The organism is Hydrogenophaga sp. (assembly GCF_965657535.1).
In the GTDB taxonomy this organism is placed as follows: Bacteria; Pseudomonadota; Gammaproteobacteria; order Burkholderiales; family Burkholderiaceae_C; genus Hydrogenophaga.
The window spans coordinates 408,288-430,458 of record NZ_CBFHOP010000003.1; the positions used below are offsets into that span (position 1 = coordinate 408,288).

Sequence of the window (22,171 nt, forward strand, 5' to 3'; positions counted from 1 at the left end):
CGCTGCAGCCACCCATTTCTGTGGCCCATCTGCCTGCGCCTGCTCCTCGCTTGCTGCCACTGGGCGACAGCGCCTGGACCCTGGAGCTGGGCGCATCCATCTCGCCGGACCTCAACGCGCGCGTGAGGGCACTGGCTGACCGCCTAGAGCTGGCGCGCCACTCGGAACCGTGGCTGGCCGGCATCACCGATGTGGTGCCCACCTTCCGCTCACTCACCGTGCACTTCGACCCTTTGAGTGCGAACGCATTGGTCATTGGCAAACGCCTGCTGGCGTGGGCACACGAAAGTGCAAGCCAAGTGCAGCAAGGCCGTCTCTGGCAACTGCCGGTGTGTTTCGATGCCGACTTTTCGCCCGACCTCGCTCGCCTGGCCGAGGCCAAAGGGCTAAGTCCGGCTAGGGTGATTGAGCACCTGCTTAACGCCACCCTCCGCGTTTACATGCTGGGTTTCCAGCCGGGTTTTCCTTACATGGGTGGTGTGCCAACCGAGCTTCAAATGCCCCGCCTGCCCGCCCCACGGCAAAAGGTCCCCGCGCAATCCGTTGCTGTGGCGGGCGAGATGTGCTCTATCTACCCTTGGGAAAGTCCTGGCGGGTGGAATTTGCTGGGCCGCACACCGGTGGTGTTGTTCGACCTGCGCCACGCCGCCCAGCCAGCCATGCTCAGCGCTGGCGACGAAGTGCGGTGGTACGCCGTAGACCGCCAGACGCACGACACGCTCACCAAAGAGATTGCCCAGGGCCTGCCGCGTGAAACCTTTTTGAAGGCACCCAAGGCATGAGCAGCGTGATCGAGATCGTGCAACCCGGCATAGGTACCACGGTGCAGGACGGCGGCCGTGCTGGCCACCGGCACCAAGGCATGCCGCCATCCGGCTGGCTTGATGCGCCCTTGGCCCAAGCCGCCAACGCCCTGCTGGGCAACCACCCGAACGCCGCCGTGCTGGAGCTGCGCGGCATGGGTACGGTGCTGCGCGTCGCATCTGGCCCCGTGCGGGTGGCGTTGGTGGGCCGTACCAGCGCCATCTGCCTGCGCCGCGACGGCAGCCGCAGCGCCCTACCCGCCTGGCACAGCGCCACCTTGATGGAGGGCGACTTGCTGCAGCTGGGCGCTGCAGAGAGCGGCTGCGCCTATGTGGCCGTGGCCGGTGGCCTGCTGCTGCAGCCCCAGCTGGGCAGCCGTTCCAGCTACTGGCGCGCAGGGCTGGCGGGCGTGCTGGGCCGAGCCTTTCGCCCGGGCGACCTGTTGCCCTGCGGACACTGGAGCGTGAACGACCCCAGGGAGTGGCGCAGCCGCTCGCCTTGGACCCACCAGGAAGGCACGGTACGGGTGCTGCTCGGCCCGCAGCAAGACCATTTCACGTCGGATGCCATCGCACAGTTTCTGAGCCAAAACTGGGAAGCCACCGCCGCGCAAGACCGCATGGGCCTTCGGTTTGTGGGGCAGCCATTGGCGTACACCAGCGCTGCAGCCGCCGACATCGTGTCCGACGGCGTCGTGTCCGGTGCTATCCAAGTACCGGCCAACGGTCAGCCCATTGTGTTGCTGGCCGACGGCCAGACCGTGGGCGGGTACCCGAAAATAGCAACCGTGATCAGCGCCGACCTGCCCCGGCTGGCGCACCTGCGGCCTGGCACACGGGTGCGATTCGAGAGCGTCGACCTGGAAACAGCACACCGCGCGCTGCTGGCTGAGCGCGACCGCTGGCAACGCTGGCTCTCCAGCCGCGAGACCTACCTGCCGCCCGGCACTGTGGACGAAGCCGCCCTGTACGGCGCCAATCTGATCAGCGGCGTGTTGAACGCCACCCTCTGACAAGGAGCCCCATGACGCAACCCACCATCAACCTCAACGCCGACCTGGGCGAGAGCTTCGGAGCCTGGCGCATGGGTGACGACGCGGCGCTGCTGCAAGTGATTGGCAGCGCCAACATCGCCTGCGGGTTTCACGCCGGTGACCCGGTGGTCATGCGCGAGACGGTGCGCCTTGCGTTGGCCAACGGCGTGAGCCTGGGCGCACACCCGGCGTTCCCCGACCTGCAAGGCTTCGGGCGGCGTGCCATGCAGTTGTCGCCGAAAGAACTGGAAGCCGCCATCCTTTACCAGGTGGGTGCCCTGCAAGCCATGGCTGCGGCCGAAGGTGGACGGGTCACACACGTCAAGCCACACGGCGCGTTGAACAACATCGCCTGCGCCGATGCCACCGTGGCCGCCACCGTGGCGCGCGCTGTGTGGGCGCTGGACCGCGAACTCATGCTGCTCGCTCCCGCCCTTTCGGCGCTGGAAGCCGCAGGCATTGCCGCAGGCCTGCGCGTGGGACGCGAGGTGTTTGCCGACCGCACCTACCAGGCCGACGGCCAGCTCACGCCGCGCTCACAGCCCGGCTCCGTGCTGCACGACGCCGAGGCCTGCGTGCAACATGTGCTGCGCATGCTCGATGCCCAAGGCATCGTCACCACCGACGGCCAACACCTGCCCACCCGCATTGACAGCATCTGCGTGCACGGCGACGGGCCAGACGCAGTAGCCTCCGCTCAGCAGCTGCGGGTGGCGCTGGAAGCGGCGGGGTACCGGATGGCACCGCTGAACGCACGGGCCTGAAGACTGCCGGCAGCCAGTGCGCCGCGTTGGCGCCTCGGCGGGCTGGGTATCATCAGACCCAAGGCCGCGCAATGCCGCGTGGGCCACTGATGGAAAGAGTGCTGTGTTCAAGAATGTGACGATCTACCGCATCGCGCCCGGCTGGGACGTGACGCTGGAAGCGATGGAAGCCGCGCTGGACGCGGCGCGTTTTGTGCCTTGTGGGGCTTCGCAAGACAAGTCGGTGGGCTGGGTGGAACCCCGCGGCGAGCCGCATGGCCCACTGGTGGAGTCGGTGGCCGGGCAACGCATCTTGAAACTGATGATCGAGACCAAAAGCGTGCCTGGCTCGGTGGTGCGCGAAAAAGCGCAAGAAGAGGCCGACCACATTGAAGCCGCCACTGGCCGCAAACCCGGCAAAAAAGAAACCAAGGCGCTGCGGGAAGACGCGCTGCTGGCGCTGCTGCCCCAAGCTTTTCCGCGCCGGGGCGCCACCTGGGTGTGGATCGACCTGGCCAACGGCTGGCTGGTGACCGACGCCAGCAGCCAGGGCAAGCTTGACGAGCTGGTGACCGCCTTGGTGAACGCATTCAACGACCTGAGCGTCACGCTGCTGCAAACCCAGGTAACGCCGCAGACGGCCATGACACAGTGGCTGTCGGCCACCTCACCCGAGGAATGGCCCGGCGGGTTCAGCGTGGAACGCGAGTGCGAACTGAAGTCGGGCGATGAGGAAAAGAGCGTGGTGAAGTTCACACGCCACAACCTGGCCACCGACGAGGTGCGCCAGCACATCACCGAGGGCAAACTGCCCACGCGCTTGGCCATGAGTTGGGAAGGCCGCATAGGCTTTGTGCTCACCGAGTCGCTGCAGCTGAAAAAACTGGCGTTTCTGGAAGGCGTGTTTGACGACCGGGCCAGCGACGACGAAAGCGGGTTTGACACCGACGTGGCCCTGACCACCGGTGAACTCACCCAGCTGATCCCCGCGCTGATAGAAGCGCTGGGCGGTGAAATGGCCTTTGGCGCGGCACCCGTCGATGCGCCAGCAGCGACCACCAGCGGTCACGCGGCTGTGACGGCGGTGGGGGACGACGGCGACCCGCCGTTCTGACCTGACACCACCTGAGACCACACCCAAGCGATGCCTAGCGTCATTGCCATTTGCCTGGGCGCCTGCCTGGGTGCGCTCGCCCGCTGGCGGCTGAGCTTGTGGCTGAACCAGAGCGCGGCCCTGCTGCCCTGGGGCACGCTGGCGGCCAACTGGGTGGGTGCGTACCTGGTGGGTTTTGCGGTGGTGTTCTTTCAAAGTCAGGCCCAACTGGACCCGGCTTGGCGCCTCGCCATCGTCACGGGTCTGCTGGGCGCGCTCACCACGTTTTCCACTTTTTCGGTGGAGGTGGTCAGCATGCTGCAGCACGGCCGCTGGCTGCTCGCCGTAGGCACCACCAGCCTGCACCTGCTGGGCTCGCTGCTGCTCACCTGGGCCGGCATGCGCAGCGCCAGCCTGTGGTTCAACGTCGGCTGACGCGGCGGCTTTGAATCACTTCAGCACGGCGCCGGTGGCGTCGTGCACCTGCACGTGGATGGCAATGCCCTGGCGCACGCTCATGGAGACGGTACAAAACGCTTCAAACTGCGCCAGCACGCGCTCCAGATGCTCCAGCTCGGCTGCGGGCCGACCCAACTCCAGCTTGACGCTGATGCCCACGATGCGCAGGCGCTTGTCTGCATCGCGGCCCATTTCAGGCGTAGCCGTGGCCTTGAGCTCACCCGGGTCTTGCTTGAACTTTTGCAGCGCAAACACCAGGCTGGCACTCAGGCAATTGGCCACCGCAGCCAGTAGCATGTGGTTGGGCGCAGGCCCGCTGCCCTGTCCCAGCGGCTCGGGCTCGTCGACCAGCATCGTGGCGATGTTGGGGCCGAAATCCACCAAAAACTGGTAACCAGATTGCCGGGTGATCGTGACGATGGCGTTGTCGCTCATGGGAACTCCTGGGTGTGAAAAGGCAGGCCTATTGACTCGCATCAATAGGGCAGAAGACAGCGGGAACACCATGGCGCCTTGACAAATATCAAGGCTTCCCCACCGCATCTGAACCTATAGTAACAAACCCCTAGGGGTATAAGCCAACAACCAAACCACCGGGCAGCTGGCACACAGGTTCCACATCACAGGAGACAAACATGCCCCAAGAATCCCCCAAGGCAACGACACCGATGCTGCCAGAGCCGGCCCGGCGGCGCTTTCTCTCGGGGCTCGCTGCGTTGCCCCTGGCCGCTGCGGTGGCACAGACCAGCACGGCAGCTAGAGCCAACACGGTGAAAACCAGCGCCCGCATCGTGATTGCCGGTGGCGGCGCAGCGGGACTCACCGCGGCGTCGCGTCTGGCGGCTGCGCTACAAGGCGCCAGCATCACGGTGGTGGATTCGCGCAAGGAGCACTATTACCAGCCGGGTTTCACCCTGGTGGCCGCCGGCATCAAGACGCAAGACTACGTGACTTCGCCAACCAGCAGCTACATCCCCAAAGGCGTGGCATGGGTGAACGAGCGCGTGGCCGAGATCGACCCTGAGGGCAATAAAGTGGTCACAGAAAGCGGCAAGGCCGTACCCTACGACTTTCTGATCGTGGCCACCGGGCTGGAGTTGCACTATTCGGGCATTGAGGGCATGGACACGGCGCGCATTGGGCAAAACGGCCTGGGCAGCATTTACCACAGCCCGCAAGCCGCGTCAGCCACCTGGGGCGCACTGAGCCAGTTTGCCGACACCGGTGGCGTGGGCCTGTTTGGCCGACCGGCGGGTGAAATGAAGTGTGCGGGCGCACCACTGAAATACACCTTCATCTCTGACGACCACCTTCGCCGGCGTGGCAACCGAAGCAAGGCCGAGTTGATCTACATGGCACAGAGCAAGTCGCTGTTTGGCGTGCCCATCGTGGCTGAAAAGGTGCGCATGCTGTTCCAGGACCGGGGCGTCAAGGTCAATCACGAACACGTGCTCCAGTCCATCGATCTGGACAAGCGCCTGGCCACCTACAAAACCCCCACCGGTACGGCCGAGCAGGCTTACGACTTCATCAATGTGGTGCCGCCCATGCGGGCCCCCGAAGCGGTGCGCAACAGCCCGCTGCCCTGGACCGAAGGCCCGTTTGCCGCCGACGGCTGGATGGAAGTGGACCGCGACACCCTGCGGCACAAGCGCTACCCCAACGTGTTCGGCGTGGGCGACATTGCGGGCGTGCCCAAGGGCAAAACGGCTGCCAGCGTGAAATGGCAGGTGCCCGTGGCCATTGACCACCTGATTGGTGACATCACCGGCAAGGCATCCACCGAGGTCTACAACGGCTACACCTCGTGCCCCCTGATCACGCGCCTGGGCCAGGCCATGCTGATCGAGTTTGACTACAAGGACAACCTCATCATGTCGTTCCCCGGCGTCATTGCACCGCTGGAAGAGCTGTGGATCAGCTGGGTCATGAAGACCATGGCACTCAAACCCACTTACATCAGCATGCTGCGCGGCCGCGCCTGACCCCTAGGAGAACCCCATGAAAGAACTCGACCCGCTGGTTTTTCTGTCCGTTTTTCAAGAAATGCTCGGTTTCTGGCTGTGGATCATGCTGGCCGCTGCGCTGGTGGGCATGGTGGCGTTTGTCGCCTTGCTGGTGCGCGAGCGGGGCCTGGTGTCACGCCGCCTGGTGTTGTCCGAGGTGCTGGGCATCTTCGGTGGTGCCGTGGCGCTGGTGATCATGGCTCAGGTGTCGTCGTCGGGCTTCACCGACGCCGGTGGCCCGGCCGACTGGTTCCTGATTGCGCTGGTATACGGCGTGGGCCTGGTGGCCACGGTGGTACTGGCCTACACGGTGCTGGGCTGGATATCACCACGGCGCCTGGCCCGCTGAGCCTGAAACCCCCACAAAAAACCGCACGCGGCAGGGTGCCGCTTGCGGTTTTTTTGCGCCTTGGTGGTCAGCCGCCGCCGCGCTGCATGTACAAGTCAAACCGTTTCATGAACGCATAACGCTGCCCGCTGTCCAGCCCGCTGAAAACGAAGCTCACGCGCAGCACCGGCATGCGCATGAGCGCAATCACGCGAGGCGGCATGGGCTGCCAGCGCAGCTGCAGGGCGCCGGGCACAATGCTCACCCGGGCCGACTGCCCATCTTGCTGCCATGCGCAACTGCCAATGGCAGCGGGCAGCCAGCCCAGCCACTCGGCTTCGGTGCAACCCATGTCGCGCTCAAACGTTTCGGCGTAGCTCGATTGCATTTCAGGTTCTCAAACTCGAAAAAAATGATCCGTTCCGGCGTGAAGGGTCCCAGCCCAGAACGCAGCGGAACCGGCTTTGCCGGGCCGCCAGCGTTGCCCCCTGAAGGAGGTCTCGCACAGCGTGGCGGGGGTGTGTCATACACCTAGCCACCCGCAATGGGTGGCCAGATGGCCAGCACATCACCCTCCACCAGCGTGGCTGTCATGCGCTTTTCGGGCTCAATGTACTTGCCATTCACCAACACCAAATGCACCAGCTTGGGCGGCAAGCCAAAGGGCTCGATGATTTTGCTGATGGGCGATGCCGGGTCGATGTCGAGTGACACCTGGTTGCTGCGCCGGGCTTCGGCAGGCAAATAATCGGTGAGCGTGGCAAACAGTTTGAACGTGATTTTCATGGGGGCCATTTTCTTCGGTCAACACAACGCCAGGGCAACACCCTCCACAAGACCGCACACCCTGCGATGGCACGGCAGCGCGAGGAGAACTGTCACCGCCGGCGCTCGTCGGCAGCGCCGCTCCAATGGCCTTGCCCCTGCGCGCTGGCCAGGTAGGCGTCCATCAGCCGGGTTGGGTCGTGCATGAGCTTGTCTTTCCACTCGCCCAGGCGCACCTGCCCTTCCACCAGCCCGCGCATCACGCCCACGTGGTCGGTCCATCCCACCGAATTGCAGCCCACCATCACATCGTCTTTGAACTGCAGGCTCAGGTGGCGGCCCGACGCCGGATCGGTCAGCTCGGTGTGCTCACCACCGGGCACGCCTTCCCAGTTGCCGAAGCTGGTGGAGATCATGCCCAGCGTGTCCAGCACGTTGATTTGCGTGACGCCCTTGAGTTCGGCTTTTTGTCCCACCATGTTGAGCGCGGCCACGCGGGCCTGCTCGGCGGCGTTGGGCTGAATGGCGCTGACGATGGTTTTGCCACTCACCTTATCAAAGGCTTCGGCGCAGTCGCCGGCCGCATAAATGCCTGGCACATTGGTTTGTAGGGTTTCGTCGGTCAGCACCCCCACCAGGCAGCGCACACCGCTGTTTTCCAGGAAACCGATGTTGGGCTTGACACCGGTGGCGCTGATGACCAGATCGGCCTCCAGCTGCTCCCCGGTTGACAGTCGCACGCGCATCTTGCCGCTGGACTTTCCGGTCGAAGCCATGCCCACCACCTCGGCGATCTTGCCCAGCAAACCGGGCTCTGCACCGGTATCGCGCTCAATGGCTTCGACCCGCGCGCCGGTATACACCTTCACCCCTTTCGTTGCGCACCAGTCTTTGATCATGCCGCCCGCGGTGGGGCCCATCATGCGCGGCACCATGCGGTCACCCATCTCCACCACCGACAGGTCCACGCCGCGCTGCTGCAGCGCTTCCATGATGATGCATCCGATGAAGCCCGCGCCCATTTGCAACACTTTGGCGCCGGGCTGGGCCAGGTTGGCAATCGCGCGGGCATCGGCCAGCGTCCAGCATGGGTGAACGCCCGGGCCGTTGATACCCGGAATGGGCGGCGACGCAGGCGATGAACCGGTGGCAATCAGCAACTTGTCAAAGCCCAGGGTATTGCCGTTGCTCAGTTCCAGTGTGCGCTTGGCCGAGTCCAGCACCTTGGCGCGGACGCCGCGCAACACCTGGATGTTCAGCGCCTCAAAATGGCCTGCCGTGTGGCGCAGGTGGGTGCCGTCTTCGCCCACCTTGCCAATGAGCAAGTAGGGGATGGCCATGCGCGAGTACGGTGCTTCGTTCTCATCGCCGATCACGGTGATCTTGTCGTGGGGTGCGTGCTTGCGGATGGTCTCGGCTGCAATCACACCGGCCGGGCCGGCACCGAGGATGACGTGGTGGGTCATGAAACTCTCCAAAAAATAAAGCGGCCTCGGGGGCCGCTGCTGTACCGGTGTGAGCCCGGTGGGGCTTGCCCGGTCCGTCGGTGCGCGGCACCGGTGAACCAGGCAAGACCCCGGACGGGTCTTGCCCTGGCACGCGTCAGAGGCTCAGGCGCGCCTTGGTCTCGGCGGTCGGGCGGCCTTCCGTGTCCCAGCCGCGGGCGGCGTAGTACTTCGGCAGCATCTCGGGCAGCTTGCTGACCATGCCTTTGGAAGCCCCGGTCTTGGCGGCTTCGGTCAGCAGGCGCTTGGGCAGGCTGTCGTCTTTGGCAGTGAAGCCGGCGGCGTTGTTGAATTCGCGCTCCATGTTCCAGATGCGCTCACCGATCTTCTCCAGCTCTTCGGTGGTGAACTCTTCGTTGCACGCGGCCTGCAGCTGCGGTGCCAGATCGGCCACGCCCCAGGCGAAGGTGGTGAACACGCACAGGCCCGACGAGTCGAAGGCGGCGGTGGCGTCCTGGAAGGCCTTCACCAGTTCCGGCTTGCCCTCGGACTCGACCGGATCGGTCTTGACCGGGATGCCCAGCACTTCCGATGCGATGGTGTAGCCGCGCAGGTGGCAGGCGCCGCGGTTGGAGGTGGCGTAGGCCAGACCAATGCCCTGGATGGCGCGACCGTCGTAGGCCGGGAATTCCTGGCCCTTCACGCTCATCGACAGATCGGGGTGGCCATACTTCTCGGTCAGGCGCTTGGAACCCAAACCAATTTCCTTGCCGAAGCCTTCGCCACGGGCGGTGATTTCGGCGAAGTGAGCCAGCGCTTGCGCCGAACCAAACTTGGCGTCAATGCCCAGTTGCTCTGCGGTCAACACGCCCATCTCATACAACTCCATCACAGCGCCCACGGTGGCGCCGAAGCTGATCGGGTCAAAGCCTTCTTCGTTGCACAGCATGTTGGCGTATTGCAGCGCCTCCAGGTCGTTCACACCGTTGGCCGCGCCAAGCGCCCAGGCCGCTTCGTATTCCAGGCCGCCGTTGGCGCCCCAGTACTGCGGCTTGTTGGCCACGGTGAAGTGGCCTTCGTCCATCTTGCTGATGCGCCCGCAGGCGATGGTGCAGCCGAAGCAGGCCTGGTTGGTCACCAGGTGCTTCTTGCCGTCGCTCTCGCGCGGTGTGGCCATGGCTTCGGCCGAGATGTCTTTCGCGCCCTCGAACTGCACGTCGCGGTGGTTGCGGGTGGGCAGCGCACCCATCTCGTTGATCACATTCATCAGCACCTGGGTGCCGTAAGCCGGCAGGCCCTGGCCCGTGACCGCGTTCTCGGCCAGGATCTTCTTCTTTTCGAAGGTGGTCTTCATGAAGGCCTTGGGGTCGCGGATGTTGCCCACGCCCTTGGTGCCGCGCACGGCGATGGCCTTCAGGTTCTTGCTGCCCATCACGGCTCCCACGCCCGAGCGGCCAGCGGCACGGTGCAGGTCGTTCACCACGGCCGCGTAGAGCACGCCGTTTTCTCCGGCCTTGCCGATGCTGGAGACGCGCACCAGCGGGTCCTGCAGGCTGGACTTGAGAATTTCCTCGGTCTTCCAGACGCTCTGGCCCCAGAGGTGGCTGGCGTCACGCAGTTCGACATCGTCGTCGTTGATGTACAGGTACACCGGCTTTTCGGAACGGCCTTCGAAAATGACCATGTCCCAGCCGGCCATCTTGAACTCGGCACCCCAGTAGCCACCCGAGTTCGAGCAGGCAATGGCGCCGGTCAGCGGGCCCTTGGTGATGACGGTGTAACGGCCACCGGTGGAGGCCATGGTGCCGGTCAACGGGCCGGTGGCCCAGATGATCTTGTTGTCGGGCGACAGCGGATCCACTTTGGGATCGACTTCGTTGATCAAATATTTGCTACCCAGTCCGCGTGAACCGATGTAGGCACGCGCCCACTCCATGTTCAGCGGTTCGGATTTCACGGTGCCTGCGGTCAGGTTGACGCGGAGGATTTTTCCAGCCCATGACATATTGAGTCTCCTGTGAGTGTGGGGGTCGAGCCGCAGGCTCAGGCTGCGGAAGGCTGGTTGCCCAGCTTGTCGGCCCACTGTTTCATTTTGTCCATGCCGGTCCAGTTGGCATCGATGAAGGTAATGGCGCTGGTGGGGCAGGCTTCAACGCAAGCCGGGTCGCCACCGCACAAGTCGCACTTCTGCACCTTGCCGGTTTCCTGCACGTAATTGATGGTGCCGAACGGGCAGGCGATGGTGCACACCTTGCAACCCACGCAGGTGGTTTCGTTGACCACCTTGGCGCCTGTGACCTTGTCGACCGTGATGGCCTCGACCGGGCAGGCATGCAGACACCAGGCCTCGTCGCACTGGGTGCAGGTGTAGGGCACTTTCTTGCCGGTATGGTGAAAGTCAAACACCTTGATGCGCGATTTCGACGTGGCGTAGGTGCCATAGTTCTCGAAAGAACAGGCCATTTCGCACTGCAAGCATCCGGTGCATTTGTCCGGGTTGATGTGCAGGACTTTCTGCATGTGAGGTCTCCTGGTGGGTAGCGGCGCTGCTTGTGCAGTGCCATGCCTATGAAAGGAATTGCCTAGGCATTGTTGAAGGCTTAAGCCACTTTGAGTTCAGGGTTATCCCTAGTCAACTACCCCACGTCTCATGAAATTCTCAAAATGAAACACACACAGAGTTGGCATACTTGATGCTGCTTTGAACAGTGTCACAGACGCTCGAACAACAAACAGAGACACGGCATGAACACAAGCCCGATGCAGCCTGGCACAGCTCCCGCCACCGACCGCCTGGCGCTGATCGAAAGCGCGCGGCGTGCGGTTTTGAGCGAAGGCGGCTTGCACGCTGCGCCCTGGGTTGAACCCTGGATCGACCGCTCCTGGCGGCGCTGCCTGGCGCAAGGTTTTCGCCCGCAGCAGGCACTCGCATTTCAGGCGGTTTCAGCGCCGGCCACGCACCGCGCCATCGAGGCCAGCCGGCCGCTGCTGCATGCAGCGGCGCCCGTCATCCAGTCGCTCGCGCGGGCCATGGCAGACACCCGTTACTTTGCCATCTTGACGGACGCACAAGGCGTGGTCATTGACGTGAACGGCCCCGTGGACCGACACAACCCCCAGGCCAGCCTGATCGCCCGCGTGGGTGTGGATCTGTCTGAACAGGCGGTGGGGACCACCGCCATTGGCGCCACCCTGGCCGAACTGCACCCGGTGTGGCTGCACCGCGGCGAACACTTTTTTGACGACACAGGGGTTTACAGCTGCGCCGGTGCTCCGCTGTTTGGGCCCGATGGCCGGTGCGTGGGCATGCTCGATCTCACGGGCATCCACGTGACTGAGCGCCCAGCCCTGAAGCACCTGGTCGCGCAGTCGGCCCGAAGCATTGAAAACGCACTCACCCTGGCGCAACCCCATCAGCTGCTGCTGCGCCTCAACTGGCCCGGCAGCTCACCCGAAGAAGACAGCGCGGGCCTGGTCTGTGTGGACGCCGACGGATTTGTGACCGGTACCAACCGCGCCGCCGCCGACATGCTCACGCTGGCACCCGGCGCGCCCTGGCCGCATTGCAGCGACGTGTTTGCCGTGCCGTTTGAAACCCTTTTCGATGCCGCGCACGGTGAACATCCTTTCCAGGAACTGCCTTTGTGGTCGGGTCTGCGGCTGGCCGTTTCACCCCGCCTGAACACCGACCGAGGCAGAGCAACCACCGCGCGCGCCGCAGGGCGCCCCACGGTGCCGCTCAAAGACGTGGAAACCGCGTTGATCAGAAAAGCGGTGGATGACGCGCGCGGCAATGTGATGGAAGCCGCCCGCGTGCTGGGCATCAGCCGGGCCACGGTGTACCGCAAGCTGATGCGCAAGAAACCCACCCTCTGAAACCAGGGCACAGCGCTTGCAGCACGCCCGTTGGCGCCTGCGGCACACACCCACGCCAGCCACGCTGGGCTGGCTATCCCTTCAAGGCGCCGTGAGTGTCATGCCCTGCTGCTTGAAGATAGCCAGCAATTCGCCGCTGTTGCGCAGCGCCTGCAAAGCCATCTCTAGCGCCTGCCCCAGCTCTTTGTGCTCGGACTTGATGGCCATGCCGACCGGCCAGCCGTTGTCCGGCACGCCGCTGAGCACGAGCCTGGACAAGCCGTAATCGTCGCGCCTGGGCGCGTTGCGAAACAGCACCGACTCGGCCTGAGCGCGGGTGACGTAGGCTGCTACCGCCCTACCGTCCACCACCGCTTGAGCCGCCTCTACGCCGGTACTGAAAATACCCACCTGCGTGCGCAAAAGACCGCCGCCGTAACCCATTAGCGCACTGGCCGCACCTGCACCGCGCTCAGCAGCCAAGGCCATGCCCTTGAGGTCTTCGGGGGCCGAAACATCGGCCAGCTTGCGGGTGTCGTGCATCAGCACCAGCGACTGCCTCATGTAGGGTGCCAGCACCATGACCTGCCGGTTTTTCTGCATGAGGTATTTGTCCACCGGTACCTGCAGCATCACGTCGGCAGGGCCGTAGCCCAGGTAATGACCACGCCAGACCATGTTGCGCAGGTCGTCGTTCATGTTCTCGCCCGCGTCAAAAGGCAACAGGGACAGCGACAGATTCAGTTGGCGAGCCAGTGCCTGCGCGAGCGCAACGTCCAGCCCCTGCATGTCGTTGGCAGGGCCTCCGGACAGCGGCGCGTTGTCTTTGTAGACCGCCACCTTCAACACGCCGCTGGCACGGATGCGCGCCAGGTCGGACAGCTCGGTCTGAGCATGCGCGGGGGCATGGCCAGCCAGCAACGGCAGCACACAGGCCAATGCCTGGCGGCGGTCGATCCACCCGGCTTTGTGGGGCAGTTCCTTCACCGGGTTGGGTGGGGTCGTCATGCGTTGTATCTCCTGTGGGTTTTCTGGGTCGAGGCGTTCGCGCTCAAGGTTCGCGGCGGGTTTCCAGGTAGGTCTTGATCGACCAGATGGCCTCTTGGGACAAGGTGCCCTCAAACGGCGGCATGTAGACGCGACCGTCGCGCACCCGACCACGGCGCACGGTGGCCACGTAGTAGTCGTCCATTTCCTTGTAGCAGGCCGACTTTTTCACCGGATCGCCCAGACCGGAACAGTCTGCATCGAACTTGCGCAAGTCCGGAGAAATGCCGCCAGAAATGGCTTCCAGGCCGTGGCAGCGGGCGCAGTTCTGGTTGTAAGCCGAGGTACCGATACGCAGCGCTTCCTTGTGGGCAGCGCCTTCGCTGTAGGGGTTGGCGTCCAGCCATTTGGCGCCCAGTTGCGGCAGGGTGCTGGTGTCAACCGCCTGGGGTGTGACGTCTCCGTGTGCCATGACGGAGGCGGCCACGAGGCTGGCAGCGGCCAAGGCCAGCGCCCGCAGTGCGGCGCTGGGGTATCGGGTGAGGAAGGGACGGTTCATGGGGCTTGTCTCCTGGTTGCATTAAGGGGTCTTTGATCCTATGGGTAGCAATAAGCAGGCCACTCAATACCAAGCCCACGCGACAACTCGGCAGCCTGCGGACCACGACACGAGCCCGGCCAAACTGTTCCAAATTGAAGCAAACCCCTAGCCGAAACGCCACACACACGGACAAGCCAGGGCCCGGTTCTTTGGGCGCCAACCCAGGCCTGACTGGGTGGCGGGCTAATTGCTTGCTCGTAACCATGCACATTTGGAGCAACCTGTTGCACCCCGGGATTTCCCGGTGTTGATTGCTGGCACAGATATGAAGAAAATGACATGAGACAAAAGAATACTGACGCCGACGAAATATGCCCACACGGTGCCATCCGCCCTCCGTCATGGAGCATGGATTGCTGGGGAGGCATTTCACCGGCCCCAGGAGACAACATGAGTGCAGCCATCTACCCGCGCAGCGTGGAGCCTCGCGCTCACGTTGCGCCGCCTGACGCGCCCACGAGCCAGCAGGCCGACCTGATCTCGCAGTCGCACCAGCGCTCGCAGGCTTACGGCATCACGGCGCACAGCGAACCCGACTTTTCCAGCCCCTCGCGTGGCGACATGAACAGCGCTCTGGACGAGAACCGGTTTTTGTTTCAGCACGCTGCACCGGTGATGGAAACGCTCTACGACCAGATCGTGAACACGCACAGCATGGTGTTGCTGACGTCGGCCCGGGGCATGGTGCTGCACTCGCTGGGTGACACAGACTTTCTGGAAAAGGCCTCGCAAGTGGCACTGACGCCGGGCATGGATTGGTCGGAAAAAAACAAGGGCACGAACGCCATCGGCACGGCCCTGACCGAAGAAGAGGCGCTCACGGTACACGGCAGCCAGCATTATTTGAACGCCAACAAATTCCTCACCTGCTCGGCAGCACCCATCTTTGATCCGTACGGCCAGGTCATCGGCGCGCTTGATGTCACCGGCGACCACCGCAGCGTGCACCAGCACACGTTGGCGCTCGTGCGCATGTCGGCGCAGATGATCGAAAACCACATGTTTGCCGACATCTTTCCCAAAGCCATACGTGTCCACTTCCACACGCGCTCGGAGTTCCTGGGCACGCTGGTCGAAGGCATCGCGGTGTTTTCGCCCGAGGGTCGGTTTCTCTCGGCCAACCGCAGCGCGCAGTTTCAGATGGGACTGCCTTTCAGTGCTCTGAAGGCCCACACCTTTTCATCGCTTTTCGGGATGTCGGTGTCCGCGTTGTTTGAACGCTTCAGCAGCTCGCTGCCCAACCCCAAACAGCTGTGCCTGCACAACGGCGTCTCGGTGTGGTGCCGCGTCCGGGTCAAATCTGCCAGCCCCTGGGCGGCTTCTGCGCCCATGCCGTCGGGGCAACAGCCCCCCGCTCAAGCCGATGGCCGCCCCAGCGAAGCGCAGAACGCCCACCCCGTCGCGCCTGTGCCTTTGAAGCAAACCGGGAAAAAAATGCAGTTTTCTTCTCTGCACTACCTCGATACCGGCGACGCGCAAGTGTCGTCGGTGATCCACAAGTTGCGCATGGTGTCGGGGCGGGATATCCCTATCATGATCCTGGGCGAAACCGGCACCGGCAAGGACTTGCTGGCCCAGGCCATCCATGGCGATTCCACCCGTTCTGCGCAGCCATTTGTCTCGGTCAACTGCGCCTCCATTCCCGACACGCTGATCGAATCGGAACTGTTTGGCTACGAGGAAGGTGCGTTCACCGGTGCGCGCAAGAAGGGCTCCATCGGCAAGATCTTGCAGGCCCACGGCGGCACACTGTTTCTGGACGAGATTGGTGACATGCCCAAACACCTGCAAGCGCGGCTGTTGCGGGTGCTGCAGGAACGCAAGGTCAGCCCGCTGGGCGCAGGCAAAGAGGTGGACGTGGATGTGGCGGTGGTCAGCGCCACCCACAAAAACCTCAAAGACATGATTGCCCGCGGTGATTTCCGGGAAGACCTGTACTACCGCCTCAACGGACTGGTGGTGCGGCTGCCGGCGCTGCGCGAGCGCTCAGACTTCGACCTGGTGGTGCAAAAGATCCTGAAGTCGCTGTGCGAAAACGGTGAGCACGTGGGCATCTCGCCGGAGGTCATGGGGGTGTTCAAGCGCTACCACTGGCCCGGCAACTTCAGGCAATTGCACAATTTGTTGCGCACGGCCGTGGTCATGGTGGGCTGCCAGGGTGAAATCGCCTTCGAACACCTGCCCGACGACTTTCTGGAAGAACTGGAGCAAGGCCCCGCCGAAACCCGGCTGATGGCACCCATGCACATGTTTGCACCCGCCACACTCGAGGCCAGTCCCTCCGACGCCACGGCCATGCCTGAACCCGAGGGCCACCGGCTGCAAGACGTGGCGCTGGGCGCCATGGCGCAAATGCTGCGCTTGCACAAAGGCAATGTGTCGGCTGCAGCCAAGGCTCTGGGCGTGTCGCGCAACACCATTTACCGCAAGAAAGACCAACTACCGCCCGATGTAATGGCCTGACGCGCCCTGCACCGGGCGCGCTTCATCTTGAGCCGACCCGGCGCTGGGGACGCCCTGCTCCATCCAGACCGGCTCCAGCTCACGCCAGGCACGCTGCACATTGAAGCCGTGGCGCTCGGCGTAGCCGGCCCAGCCGCGGAAGGCGGGCAAATCGACGATGCCGGCCTCTTGCGGTTGGTACCCAGCGTCCATGGCCTGTAAAACACCGTAGCGCAAGGCCTGCAAATAGGCGCGCGTGGCACCCAGCGCCGCAGGCGGTTGCCCAGGCTGCGTTGTCACAGAAACCACCGCAGACACCACCTGCCGGGCACCCCGCGCTTGCAGGCGATCCAGCGCTGCCAGCCAGCCGTCCAGCCGGCCTTGGGCGAGCTCGGGAATGCGCCCGTCGTAGACCAGACCACCGGCCCACAACACACGGTGCTCCGCGTTCCAGAGCACCAGATCGCCCTCGGTGTGCCCTTGCTCCCAGGGCAACACCTCCAGCGCCAGCGCGCCAACGCCCAGGGTTTGGCCGGGGTACAGCGTATGGGTGGGCTCGACAATGTGGGTGCTCGCCATGGCTTCGGCCCCCGCCCGCACGGTGAGACCCGCCAGACACGCCGGGCAGCGCTGCTGCATGGCGCTGCGGGTGGGCTCGCTGGCGGCAACCGTCAACTGCCCGGCTGCGGCCAGGTCGGCAAACGCGGAATTGGCCAGCACGTTTTCGGCGTGTGCGTGGGTGTTGACGATCCAGCGCACCTGCGCTTTGAAACGGCATGCCAAGGAACGGCGTACCCGCTCACCGTGGCGCTGGCTGGGCCCGGGGTCGATCACCAGCGCATCGGCCCCAGCAATCAGCGCCGTGGTGGGCGCCACATGGCCACCGTTCAGGGGCGACACCTCGCCCGGTGCCTCGGGCTGCCACACCCACACACCGGGCGCCAGGGCTTGCCAGGGCACGGCCAGCGCGGCCTCACAGGCGCCGGCTGGCGGGCCGGTATGCGCCGTGGTCACCACCGCAGCCAGACACAAGGCCCACAGCCCGTGGGCCCGCCAACGCAGGGGGATGCCAGGCATCAGTGCGGACCCCGCACCGCGGTGCGCAGTGCGCTCTGCATGTCGGGTTCGTGCCCCAGGTGGCCGCTGCAGGGGCTCAGCAAGACGGCAGAACCCCCTGCCAGGCGTTGCCCCATGGTGGCCCAGCGGCGGCTGTTGGCAGGCGGGCAAATAGCGTCAAACCGGCCGTGCACCCAGTCCACCGGAATGCCTCGCGCAGCCAGTTGCATTACCGCCCGGTCCAGCTCCCCCGGCCGCACGAAACCCCGGTGCAACAGGTAATGCGCCTGGATGCGGAATTTGTTCAAGGCGCGGCGGTCGGACGGGCCCATGCCCGGCCGCTGTCTCTGCGCCTGGGCTTGGCGCTGCTGGCGCTGTAAAGCGGCCCAGCCACGCCGAATGGCGCTGGCCAGCGCCGGGCGCTCTGCCTGGATGGCGTGTCGCAGGCTGCGCCGTATGCCCCGGCCCGCCGCTTCGGTTTCCAGCATGTTCCAGCGCCGCAACACGCGCAACGATGCAACACCGGGTGTACCAGATTGAAGCAGTTGTCTCAGCCGCATCAACACCGGCGGCACAGCCCCCCCCTCCGAACCTGGCCAACAGGGCTCAGCGCCCAAGACTCGCGACACGCCAGGGCTGGGCAACAGCAGCCCCCCCACTTCGCGGCGGCGCAGCGCAAACGCGCCGCGCAGCACCAGGCGCTGCACACGCTGCGGGTGCGCCTGTGCATAAGCCAAAGCCACCACCGTGCCCCAAGAACCGGCCAGCACCGACCAGCGCTCCAGCCCCAAATGCTCCCGCAGCACTTCCAGGTCGGCCACCAGCGCTTGCGTGGTGTTGGCGGTGGTTTGGCCCCGTGGGCGGCTGGCGCCGCAGCCACGCTGATCGGGCGCAATGGCCCAGTGGCGGGTCAGGTCCAGCGGCACCAACATGCCTGGCTGGCAGCTGCTGCCAGGGCCACCGTGCAGCAGCAACCAGGGTGCACCGGCCGGGTTGCCCACCGTGCGCCAGGCCATGCGGTGCCCTCGACCCACCACCAAATGGCGCGGCAACGGCCAGGCGTTGCCCGGTTTGCTGGCCTGCGCCCGCTCAGGGTTGTCCCTAGGTGGGTGTTTTGTGGCATCGTTATTGCTGAACATGGGGGCGGCTTGATGAGCAGTGGTGCTGACAAGTTAGCAGACATCTTTCGTGCCAACCTTTTCTCAGGAGACAGACTATGCAGTGGACCACCCCCGCTTTCACCGATTTGCGTTTCGGTTTTGAAATCACAATGTACATCGCCAACCGCTGAAAAACGGCGGCCTTGACCCGCAAGCGCACGGCCAAACCTCCGTGCGCTTTTTTCTTCAACCTGCTCACCCCATCCAACAGGCTTGACCATGCGCATCCGGGTTCTCGGTTCTTCTGCCGGTGGAGGCTTCCCGCAGTGGAACTGCAACTGCCCCAACTGTGACGGGCTGCGCCGCGGCACCATCCAGGCGAGGGCGCGCACGCAATCCTCCATTGCCGTCAGTACCGACGGCACCGACTGGCTGCTTGTCAATGCCTCGCCAGACATCCTGACTCAGATTGCGCAAACGCCAGAGCTGCAACCCGCGCGCGCCATCCGCGACAGCGGCATTGCCGCCGTGCTGCTGATGGACGCGCAGATCGACCACGTCACCGGCCTGCTGATGCTGCGCGAGCGCAAAACGCCGCTGCCGCTGCTGGCCACACCCGAGGTGTTCTCGGACATTTCCAGCGGTTTCCCCATCACTGGCATCCTCTCGCATTACTGCGGGGTGGCCCGCCAGGAACTGCCCATCGACGGCAGCGCGGTGCACATCCCCGCCCTGCCTGGCCTGCAACTGCAAACGGTGTCGCTGGCGTCCAAGCCGCCACCGTACTCGCCGTTTCGCGGCAACCCGCGCCCGGGCGACAACATTGGCCTGCTGATGACCAATCCGGCCACTGGCGCAAAGGCTTTCTACGCGCCCGGCCTGGCCGAGGTCACACCCGAACTGATCACTCTCATGAGCAGCTGCGCCGTGGTGCTGGTGGACGGCACCTTCTGGACGCACGATGAAATGCAGCGCCTGGGCCTGTCGGCCAAGGCCGCGCTCGACATGGGACACCTGCCGCAAAGCGGGCCTGGCGGCATGATCGAACAACTCGACAAGCTTCCCACCGGCGTGCGCAAGGTGCTCATCCACATCAACAACACCAACCCCATGCTGGTCGAAGACTCCGATGAACGTGCCGAACTCACGGCACACGGCATCGAGGTCGCCCACGACGGCATGAGCATTGAGATATGACCCCCTGCGCCGCTTCGCGTCTTCCCCCTCCAGGGGGACCACACCAGTGGCCCGGCAAAGCCGGTTCCACGGTGTGTGCTGGGCAAGTCACTTCTGCTCAATGTATTGATTTGTAGGAACCTGATCTTGGAAATCGCCCAGTCCCTCCGCGCCGACGGCCACCTGCCCGCCTGGAACGTAACCGAATTCGAAGCCCAGCTGCGCGACAAGGGCCGCAGCTACCACATCCACCACCCGTTCAATGTGCGCATGAACTCGGGCGGCTGCACGCCCGACGAGATCCGCTGCTGGGTGGCCAACCGCTTTTATTACCAGATCTGCATCCCGCGCAAAGACGCCGCCATCCTGGCCAACATGCCCGACCGCGAACACCGCCGCCTGTGGATCGAGCGCATCCTCGACCACGACGGCCATGATGACCACCAGGGTTCCGCCGCGGGCGGTATCGAAGCCTGGACGCGCCTGGGCGAAGCGGTGGGCATGTCGCGCGAAGAGCTGTGGTCGCTGCAGCACGTGGCGCCAGCCGTGCGCTTCGCTTGCGACGCCTACGTGAACTTCGCGGCGAAGGCGCCGTGGCAGGAAGCCGTGTGTTCGTCGCTGACCGAGATGTTCGCACCTCAGATCCACAAGGACCGCCTGGCCACCTGGCCAACGCACTACCCCTGGATCGAGGCTGGCGGACTGGCCTATTTCCGCAGCCGCATCCCGCTGGCCAGTCGTGACGTGGAGCATGGCCTGCGCGTGACGCTGGCGCACTTTAAGTCCCGCGAGCAGCAGCACCACGCGCTGGACATCCTGCAATTCAAGCTGGACATCCTGTGGTCCATGCTTGATGCGATCGAGCGAGCCAGCCAATGAACACCCTGCCCGCCCAACCCAAACTCTCGCGCAAGTTCCGCCTGCAGTTCGAGCCGGCACAGGACCGCTGGGTGCTGCTCTACCCCGAAGGCATGGTGCAGCTCAACCCCAGCGCAGCCGAGATTCTCCAGCGCTGCGACGGCGAGCGCTCAGTCGATGCGATCGTCGCGGAGCTGGAAGCCGCGTTCAACGCGCAAGGCATCGCGCCCGAAGTCCGCAACCTGCTGGAAGAGGGCCAACGCCGTGGCTGGATCGACTGAGTTTTTGAGCGCCGCTCCCATCCCCGCCGGCCCGCCCCTGTGGCTGCTGGCCGAGCTCACCTACAAGTGCCCGCTGCACTGCGTGTTTTGCTACAACCCCACGCAGCACGCCCGGGTGCCAGACGAGCTGAGCACCGCGCAGTGGGTGGACGTGATGCAACAGGCGCGCAAGCTCGGTGCGGCGCAGCTCGGCTTCTCTGGTGGCGAGCCACTGTTGCGCGACGACCTGGAAGAACTGGTGCAGGAAGCCCACCGCCTGGGCTACTACACCAACCTCATCACCTCGGGCGTGGGCCTCACGCGCACCCGTGCGCAAAAGCTGAAAGACGCCGGGCTCGACCACGTGCAACTCTCGTTCCAGGACTCCACCAAAGAGCTGAACGACTTTTTGAGCCACACCAAAACCTTCGATCTCAAGCAGCGCGTGGCGCGGCTGATCAAGGAACACGACTGGCCCATGGTGCTGAACTGTGTGCTGCACCGGCACAACCTGCCGCATGTGGACAAGATCATCGAAATGGCGGTGGCGCTGGAAGCCGAGTACCTGGAGCTGGCCAACACGCAGTACTACGGCTGGGCCTGGGTCAACCAAGACCATTTGATGCCCACACGCGAAGAGCTGCAGGACGCCGAGGCCGTGGTGAACCGCTTTCGCGCCGAGCAGGAGGGCAAAAGCGGACCCAAGACCCGCGTGCTGTTCGTGGTACCCGATTATTTTGAAGAGCGGCCTAAGGCCTGCATGAACGGCTGGGGTTCGGTGTTCCTCTCCGTCGCACCCGACGGAATGGCCATGCCCTGCCACAACGCGCGCGACCTGCCCGGCCTGCAGTTGCCCAACGTGAAAGACACGCCCATCGCCGACATCTGGCAGCGCAGCAACGCCTTCAACGCTTTTCGCGGCGACAGCTGGATGAAAGCGCCCTGCCGCACCTGTGACGAGCGCCACAAAGATTTTGGCGGTTGCCGCTGCCAGGCGTTCATGATCACCGGGGACGCCACCGAGGCCGACCCGGTGTGCAGCAAATCGCCCCACCACGACAAGGTGGTGCAGCTGGTGAAGGGTGCGCCCGCGCGGCGCAACATCCCCATCGTGTTCCGCAGCGACGCCGAATCGCGTGCGCTGCACCCGGCCCGCTGAC

At 64.4% G+C, this 22,171-nt stretch carries 24 protein-coding genes; 14 read left to right on the forward strand and 10 right to left on the reverse strand.

The window, feature by feature from the left end; all coding sequences use genetic code 11:
• The first annotated feature begins 50 nt into the window (after nucleotides 1-50).
• From pxpB to crcB, 5 genes are all read left to right on the forward strand, one after another.
• The gene (gene pxpB / locus ACTG4K_RS07190; protein WP_439113499.1) at nucleotides 51-782 is read left to right on the forward strand and encodes a 5-oxoprolinase subunit PxpB; all 732 of its coding nucleotides are present in this window, start codon (nucleotides 51-53) and stop codon (nucleotides 780-782) included.
• A complete protein-coding gene (locus tag ACTG4K_RS07195; protein WP_439113500.1) occupies nucleotides 779-1,816 on the forward strand; it encodes a biotin-dependent carboxyltransferase family protein in 1,038 nt (345 codons plus the stop codon). Before pxpB ends, ACTG4K_RS07195 begins: the two co-directional genes overlap by 4 nt.
• Nucleotides 1,817-1,827: 11 nt before the next feature.
• Complete coding sequence (locus ACTG4K_RS07200; RefSeq protein WP_439113501.1) at nucleotides 1,828-2,601, forward strand: LamB/YcsF family protein; 774 nt, start codon at nucleotides 1,828-1,830, stop codon at nucleotides 2,599-2,601.
• Between the two features lie 103 nt (nucleotides 2,602-2,704).
• Nucleotides 2,705-3,694: a recombination-associated protein RdgC gene (locus tag ACTG4K_RS07205; RefSeq protein WP_439113502.1), complete on the forward strand. Its 990-nt coding sequence runs from the start codon at nucleotides 2,705-2,707 to the stop codon at nucleotides 3,692-3,694.
• A 30-nt stretch (nucleotides 3,695-3,724) separates the two neighbouring features.
• The gene (gene crcB / locus ACTG4K_RS07210) at nucleotides 3,725-4,108 is read left to right on the forward strand and encodes a fluoride efflux transporter CrcB (RefSeq protein ID WP_439113503.1); all 384 of its coding nucleotides are present in this window, start codon (nucleotides 3,725-3,727) and stop codon (nucleotides 4,106-4,108) included.
• Nucleotides 4,109-4,123: 15 nt separating this feature from the next.
• Here the strand turns inward: crcB and ACTG4K_RS07215 are convergent, their stop codons facing one another.
• Nucleotides 4,124-4,567: an OsmC family protein gene (locus tag ACTG4K_RS07215; RefSeq protein ID WP_439113504.1), complete on the reverse strand. Its 444-nt coding sequence runs from the start codon at nucleotides 4,565-4,567 to the stop codon at nucleotides 4,124-4,126.
• 200 nt (nucleotides 4,568-4,767) lie between these two features.
• On the opposite strand from ACTG4K_RS07215, the gene ACTG4K_RS07220 reads away from it, so the two are divergent.
• Nucleotides 4,768-6,117 carry an NAD(P)/FAD-dependent oxidoreductase gene (locus ACTG4K_RS07220; RefSeq protein ID WP_439113505.1) on the forward strand — a complete coding sequence of 450 codons (1,350 nt, stop codon included), beginning with the start codon at nucleotides 4,768-4,770 and terminating at the stop codon, nucleotides 6,115-6,117.
• Nucleotides 6,118-6,133: 16 nt separating this feature from the next.
• Nucleotides 6,134-6,487, forward strand: a complete 354-nt coding sequence (locus tag ACTG4K_RS07225; protein ID WP_439113506.1) for a DUF5368 domain-containing protein — start codon at nucleotides 6,134-6,136, stop codon at nucleotides 6,485-6,487.
• 67 nt (nucleotides 6,488-6,554) lie between these two features.
• Here ACTG4K_RS07225 and ACTG4K_RS07230 read toward each other — a convergent pair whose 3' ends face one another.
• The 5 genes from ACTG4K_RS07230 to ACTG4K_RS07250 form a co-directional block, all read right to left on the reverse strand.
• A complete protein-coding gene (locus ACTG4K_RS07230) occupies nucleotides 6,555-6,854 on the reverse strand; it encodes a hypothetical protein (RefSeq protein ID WP_439113507.1) in 300 nt (99 codons plus the stop codon).
• A gap of 143 nt (nucleotides 6,855-6,997) precedes the next feature.
• Entirely contained in the window at nucleotides 6,998-7,252 is a 255-nt protein-coding gene (locus ACTG4K_RS07235) for a MoaD/ThiS family protein (protein WP_439113508.1), read from the reverse strand.
• Nucleotides 7,253-7,344: 92 nt separating this feature from the next.
• Complete coding sequence (locus ACTG4K_RS07240) at nucleotides 7,345-8,697, reverse strand: NAD(P)/FAD-dependent oxidoreductase (protein ID WP_439113509.1); 1,353 nt, start codon at nucleotides 8,695-8,697, stop codon at nucleotides 7,345-7,347.
• A gap of 136 nt (nucleotides 8,698-8,833) precedes the next feature.
• A complete protein-coding gene (locus ACTG4K_RS07245) occupies nucleotides 8,834-10,681 on the reverse strand; it encodes an aldehyde ferredoxin oxidoreductase family protein (protein WP_439113510.1) in 1,848 nt (615 codons plus the stop codon).
• Between the two features lie 38 nt (nucleotides 10,682-10,719).
• Nucleotides 10,720-11,196, reverse strand: coding sequence for a 4Fe-4S dicluster domain-containing protein (locus ACTG4K_RS07250; protein ID WP_439113511.1), 477 nt, complete (start codon nucleotides 11,194-11,196; stop codon nucleotides 10,720-10,722).
• A gap of 225 nt (nucleotides 11,197-11,421) precedes the next feature.
• Here ACTG4K_RS07250 and ACTG4K_RS07255 point away from each other — a divergent pair, with 225 nt between their 5' ends.
• Complete coding sequence (locus ACTG4K_RS07255) at nucleotides 11,422-12,552, forward strand: helix-turn-helix domain-containing protein (protein ID WP_439113512.1); 1,131 nt, start codon at nucleotides 11,422-11,424, stop codon at nucleotides 12,550-12,552.
• 81 nt (nucleotides 12,553-12,633) lie between these two features.
• Here ACTG4K_RS07255 and ACTG4K_RS07260 read toward each other — a convergent pair whose 3' ends face one another.
• Both ACTG4K_RS07260 and pedF read right to left on the reverse strand, forming a co-directional pair.
• The gene (locus ACTG4K_RS07260) at nucleotides 12,634-13,539 is read right to left on the reverse strand and encodes a substrate-binding periplasmic protein (protein ID WP_439113513.1); all 906 of its coding nucleotides are present in this window, start codon (nucleotides 13,537-13,539) and stop codon (nucleotides 12,634-12,636) included.
• A gap of 43 nt (nucleotides 13,540-13,582) precedes the next feature.
• Complete coding sequence (gene pedF / locus ACTG4K_RS07265; protein ID WP_439113514.1) at nucleotides 13,583-14,077, reverse strand: cytochrome c-550 PedF; 495 nt, start codon at nucleotides 14,075-14,077, stop codon at nucleotides 13,583-13,585.
• A 432-nt stretch (nucleotides 14,078-14,509) separates the two neighbouring features.
• Between pedF and ACTG4K_RS07270 the strand changes: the two genes are divergently transcribed.
• Entirely contained in the window at nucleotides 14,510-16,582 is a 2,073-nt protein-coding gene (locus ACTG4K_RS07270) for a sigma-54-dependent Fis family transcriptional regulator (protein WP_439113515.1), read from the forward strand.
• Here ACTG4K_RS07270 and ACTG4K_RS07275 read toward each other — a convergent pair.
• Together ACTG4K_RS07275 and ACTG4K_RS07280 are read right to left on the reverse strand one after the other, a co-directional pair.
• Nucleotides 16,559-17,638, reverse strand: coding sequence for an MBL fold metallo-hydrolase (locus ACTG4K_RS07275; protein ID WP_439113516.1), 1,080 nt, complete (start codon nucleotides 17,636-17,638; stop codon nucleotides 16,559-16,561). The genes ACTG4K_RS07270 and ACTG4K_RS07275 overlap by 24 nt on opposite strands.
• Nucleotides 17,638-18,756, reverse strand: coding sequence for an alpha/beta fold hydrolase (locus ACTG4K_RS07280; protein ID WP_439113517.1), 1,119 nt, complete (start codon nucleotides 18,754-18,756; stop codon nucleotides 17,638-17,640). Before ACTG4K_RS07280 ends, ACTG4K_RS07275 begins: the two co-directional genes overlap by 1 nt.
• Before the next feature lie 77 nt (nucleotides 18,757-18,833).
• Between ACTG4K_RS07280 and pqqA the strand changes: the two genes are divergently transcribed.
• The 5 genes from pqqA to pqqE all read left to right on the forward strand — a co-directional run bounded on the left by pqqA (nucleotide 18,834) and on the right by pqqE (nucleotide 22,170).
• Nucleotides 18,834-18,908 (forward strand): pyrroloquinoline quinone precursor peptide PqqA, encoded by a 75-nt coding sequence (gene pqqA / locus ACTG4K_RS07285; RefSeq protein WP_068167214.1) that lies wholly within the window; start codon nucleotides 18,834-18,836, stop codon nucleotides 18,906-18,908.
• An 88-nt stretch (nucleotides 18,909-18,996) separates the two neighbouring features.
• Nucleotides 18,997-19,914, forward strand: coding sequence for a pyrroloquinoline quinone biosynthesis protein PqqB (gene pqqB / locus ACTG4K_RS07290; RefSeq protein ID WP_439113518.1), 918 nt, complete (start codon nucleotides 18,997-18,999; stop codon nucleotides 19,912-19,914).
• Nucleotides 19,915-20,040: 126 nt separating this feature from the next.
• Nucleotides 20,041-20,772 (forward strand): pyrroloquinoline-quinone synthase PqqC, encoded by a 732-nt coding sequence (gene pqqC, locus ACTG4K_RS07295; protein WP_439113519.1) that lies wholly within the window; start codon nucleotides 20,041-20,043, stop codon nucleotides 20,770-20,772.
• A complete protein-coding gene (pqqD, locus tag ACTG4K_RS07300) occupies nucleotides 20,769-21,032 on the forward strand; it encodes a pyrroloquinoline quinone biosynthesis peptide chaperone PqqD (RefSeq protein WP_439113520.1) in 264 nt (87 codons plus the stop codon). The genes pqqC and pqqD overlap by 4 nt, the downstream gene beginning before the upstream one ends.
• A gap of 4 nt (nucleotides 21,033-21,036) precedes the next feature.
• Nucleotides 21,037-22,170 (forward strand): pyrroloquinoline quinone biosynthesis protein PqqE, encoded by a 1,134-nt coding sequence (gene pqqE / locus ACTG4K_RS07305; RefSeq protein ID WP_439113521.1) that lies wholly within the window; start codon nucleotides 21,037-21,039, stop codon nucleotides 22,168-22,170.
• Nucleotide 22,171 lies beyond the last annotated feature (1 nt).

Coding starts and splice junctions, on each gene's coding strand:
- pqqB (WP_439113518.1), top strand. CDS start 18,997: ATGCGCATCCGGGTTCTCGGTTCTTCTGCCGGTGGAGGCTTCCCGCAG.
- ACTG4K_RS07270 (WP_439113515.1), top strand. CDS start 14,510: ATGAGTGCAGCCATCTACCCGCGCAGCGTGGAGCCTCGCGCTCACGTT.
- ACTG4K_RS07195 (WP_439113500.1), top strand. CDS start 779: ATGAGCAGCGTGATCGAGATCGTGCAACCCGGCATAGGTACCACGGTG.
- pqqD (WP_439113520.1), top strand. CDS start 20,769: ATGAACACCCTGCCCGCCCAACCCAAACTCTCGCGCAAGTTCCGCCTG.
- ACTG4K_RS07260 (WP_439113513.1), bottom strand. CDS start 13,539: ATGACGACCCCACCCAACCCGGTGAAGGAACTGCCCCACAAAGCCGGG.
- ACTG4K_RS07200 (WP_439113501.1), top strand. CDS start 1,828: ATGACGCAACCCACCATCAACCTCAACGCCGACCTGGGCGAGAGCTTC.
- ACTG4K_RS07275 (WP_439113516.1), bottom strand. CDS start 17,638: ATGCCTGGCATCCCCCTGCGTTGGCGGGCCCACGGGCTGTGGGCCTTG.
- ACTG4K_RS07250 (WP_439113511.1), bottom strand. CDS start 11,196: ATGCAGAAAGTCCTGCACATCAACCCGGACAAATGCACCGGATGCTTG.
- ACTG4K_RS07245 (WP_439113510.1), bottom strand. CDS start 10,681: ATGTCATGGGCTGGAAAAATCCTCCGCGTCAACCTGACCGCAGGCACC.
- ACTG4K_RS07220 (WP_439113505.1), top strand. CDS start 4,768: ATGCCCCAAGAATCCCCCAAGGCAACGACACCGATGCTGCCAGAGCCG.
- ACTG4K_RS07230 (WP_439113507.1), bottom strand. CDS start 6,854: ATGCAATCGAGCTACGCCGAAACGTTTGAGCGCGACATGGGTTGCACC.
- ACTG4K_RS07215 (WP_439113504.1), bottom strand. CDS start 4,567: ATGAGCGACAACGCCATCGTCACGATCACCCGGCAATCTGGTTACCAG.
- crcB (WP_439113503.1), top strand. CDS start 3,725: ATGCCTAGCGTCATTGCCATTTGCCTGGGCGCCTGCCTGGGTGCGCTC.
- ACTG4K_RS07225 (WP_439113506.1), top strand. CDS start 6,134: ATGAAAGAACTCGACCCGCTGGTTTTTCTGTCCGTTTTTCAAGAAATG.
- ACTG4K_RS07255 (WP_439113512.1), top strand. CDS start 11,422: ATGAACACAAGCCCGATGCAGCCTGGCACAGCTCCCGCCACCGACCGC.
- pedF (WP_439113514.1), bottom strand. CDS start 14,077: ATGAACCGTCCCTTCCTCACCCGATACCCCAGCGCCGCACTGCGGGCG.
- ACTG4K_RS07280 (WP_439113517.1), bottom strand. CDS start 18,756: ATGTTCAGCAATAACGATGCCACAAAACACCCACCTAGGGACAACCCT.
- ACTG4K_RS07235 (WP_439113508.1), bottom strand. CDS start 7,252: ATGAAAATCACGTTCAAACTGTTTGCCACGCTCACCGATTATTTGCCT.
- ACTG4K_RS07240 (WP_439113509.1), bottom strand. CDS start 8,697: ATGACCCACCACGTCATCCTCGGTGCCGGCCCGGCCGGTGTGATTGCA.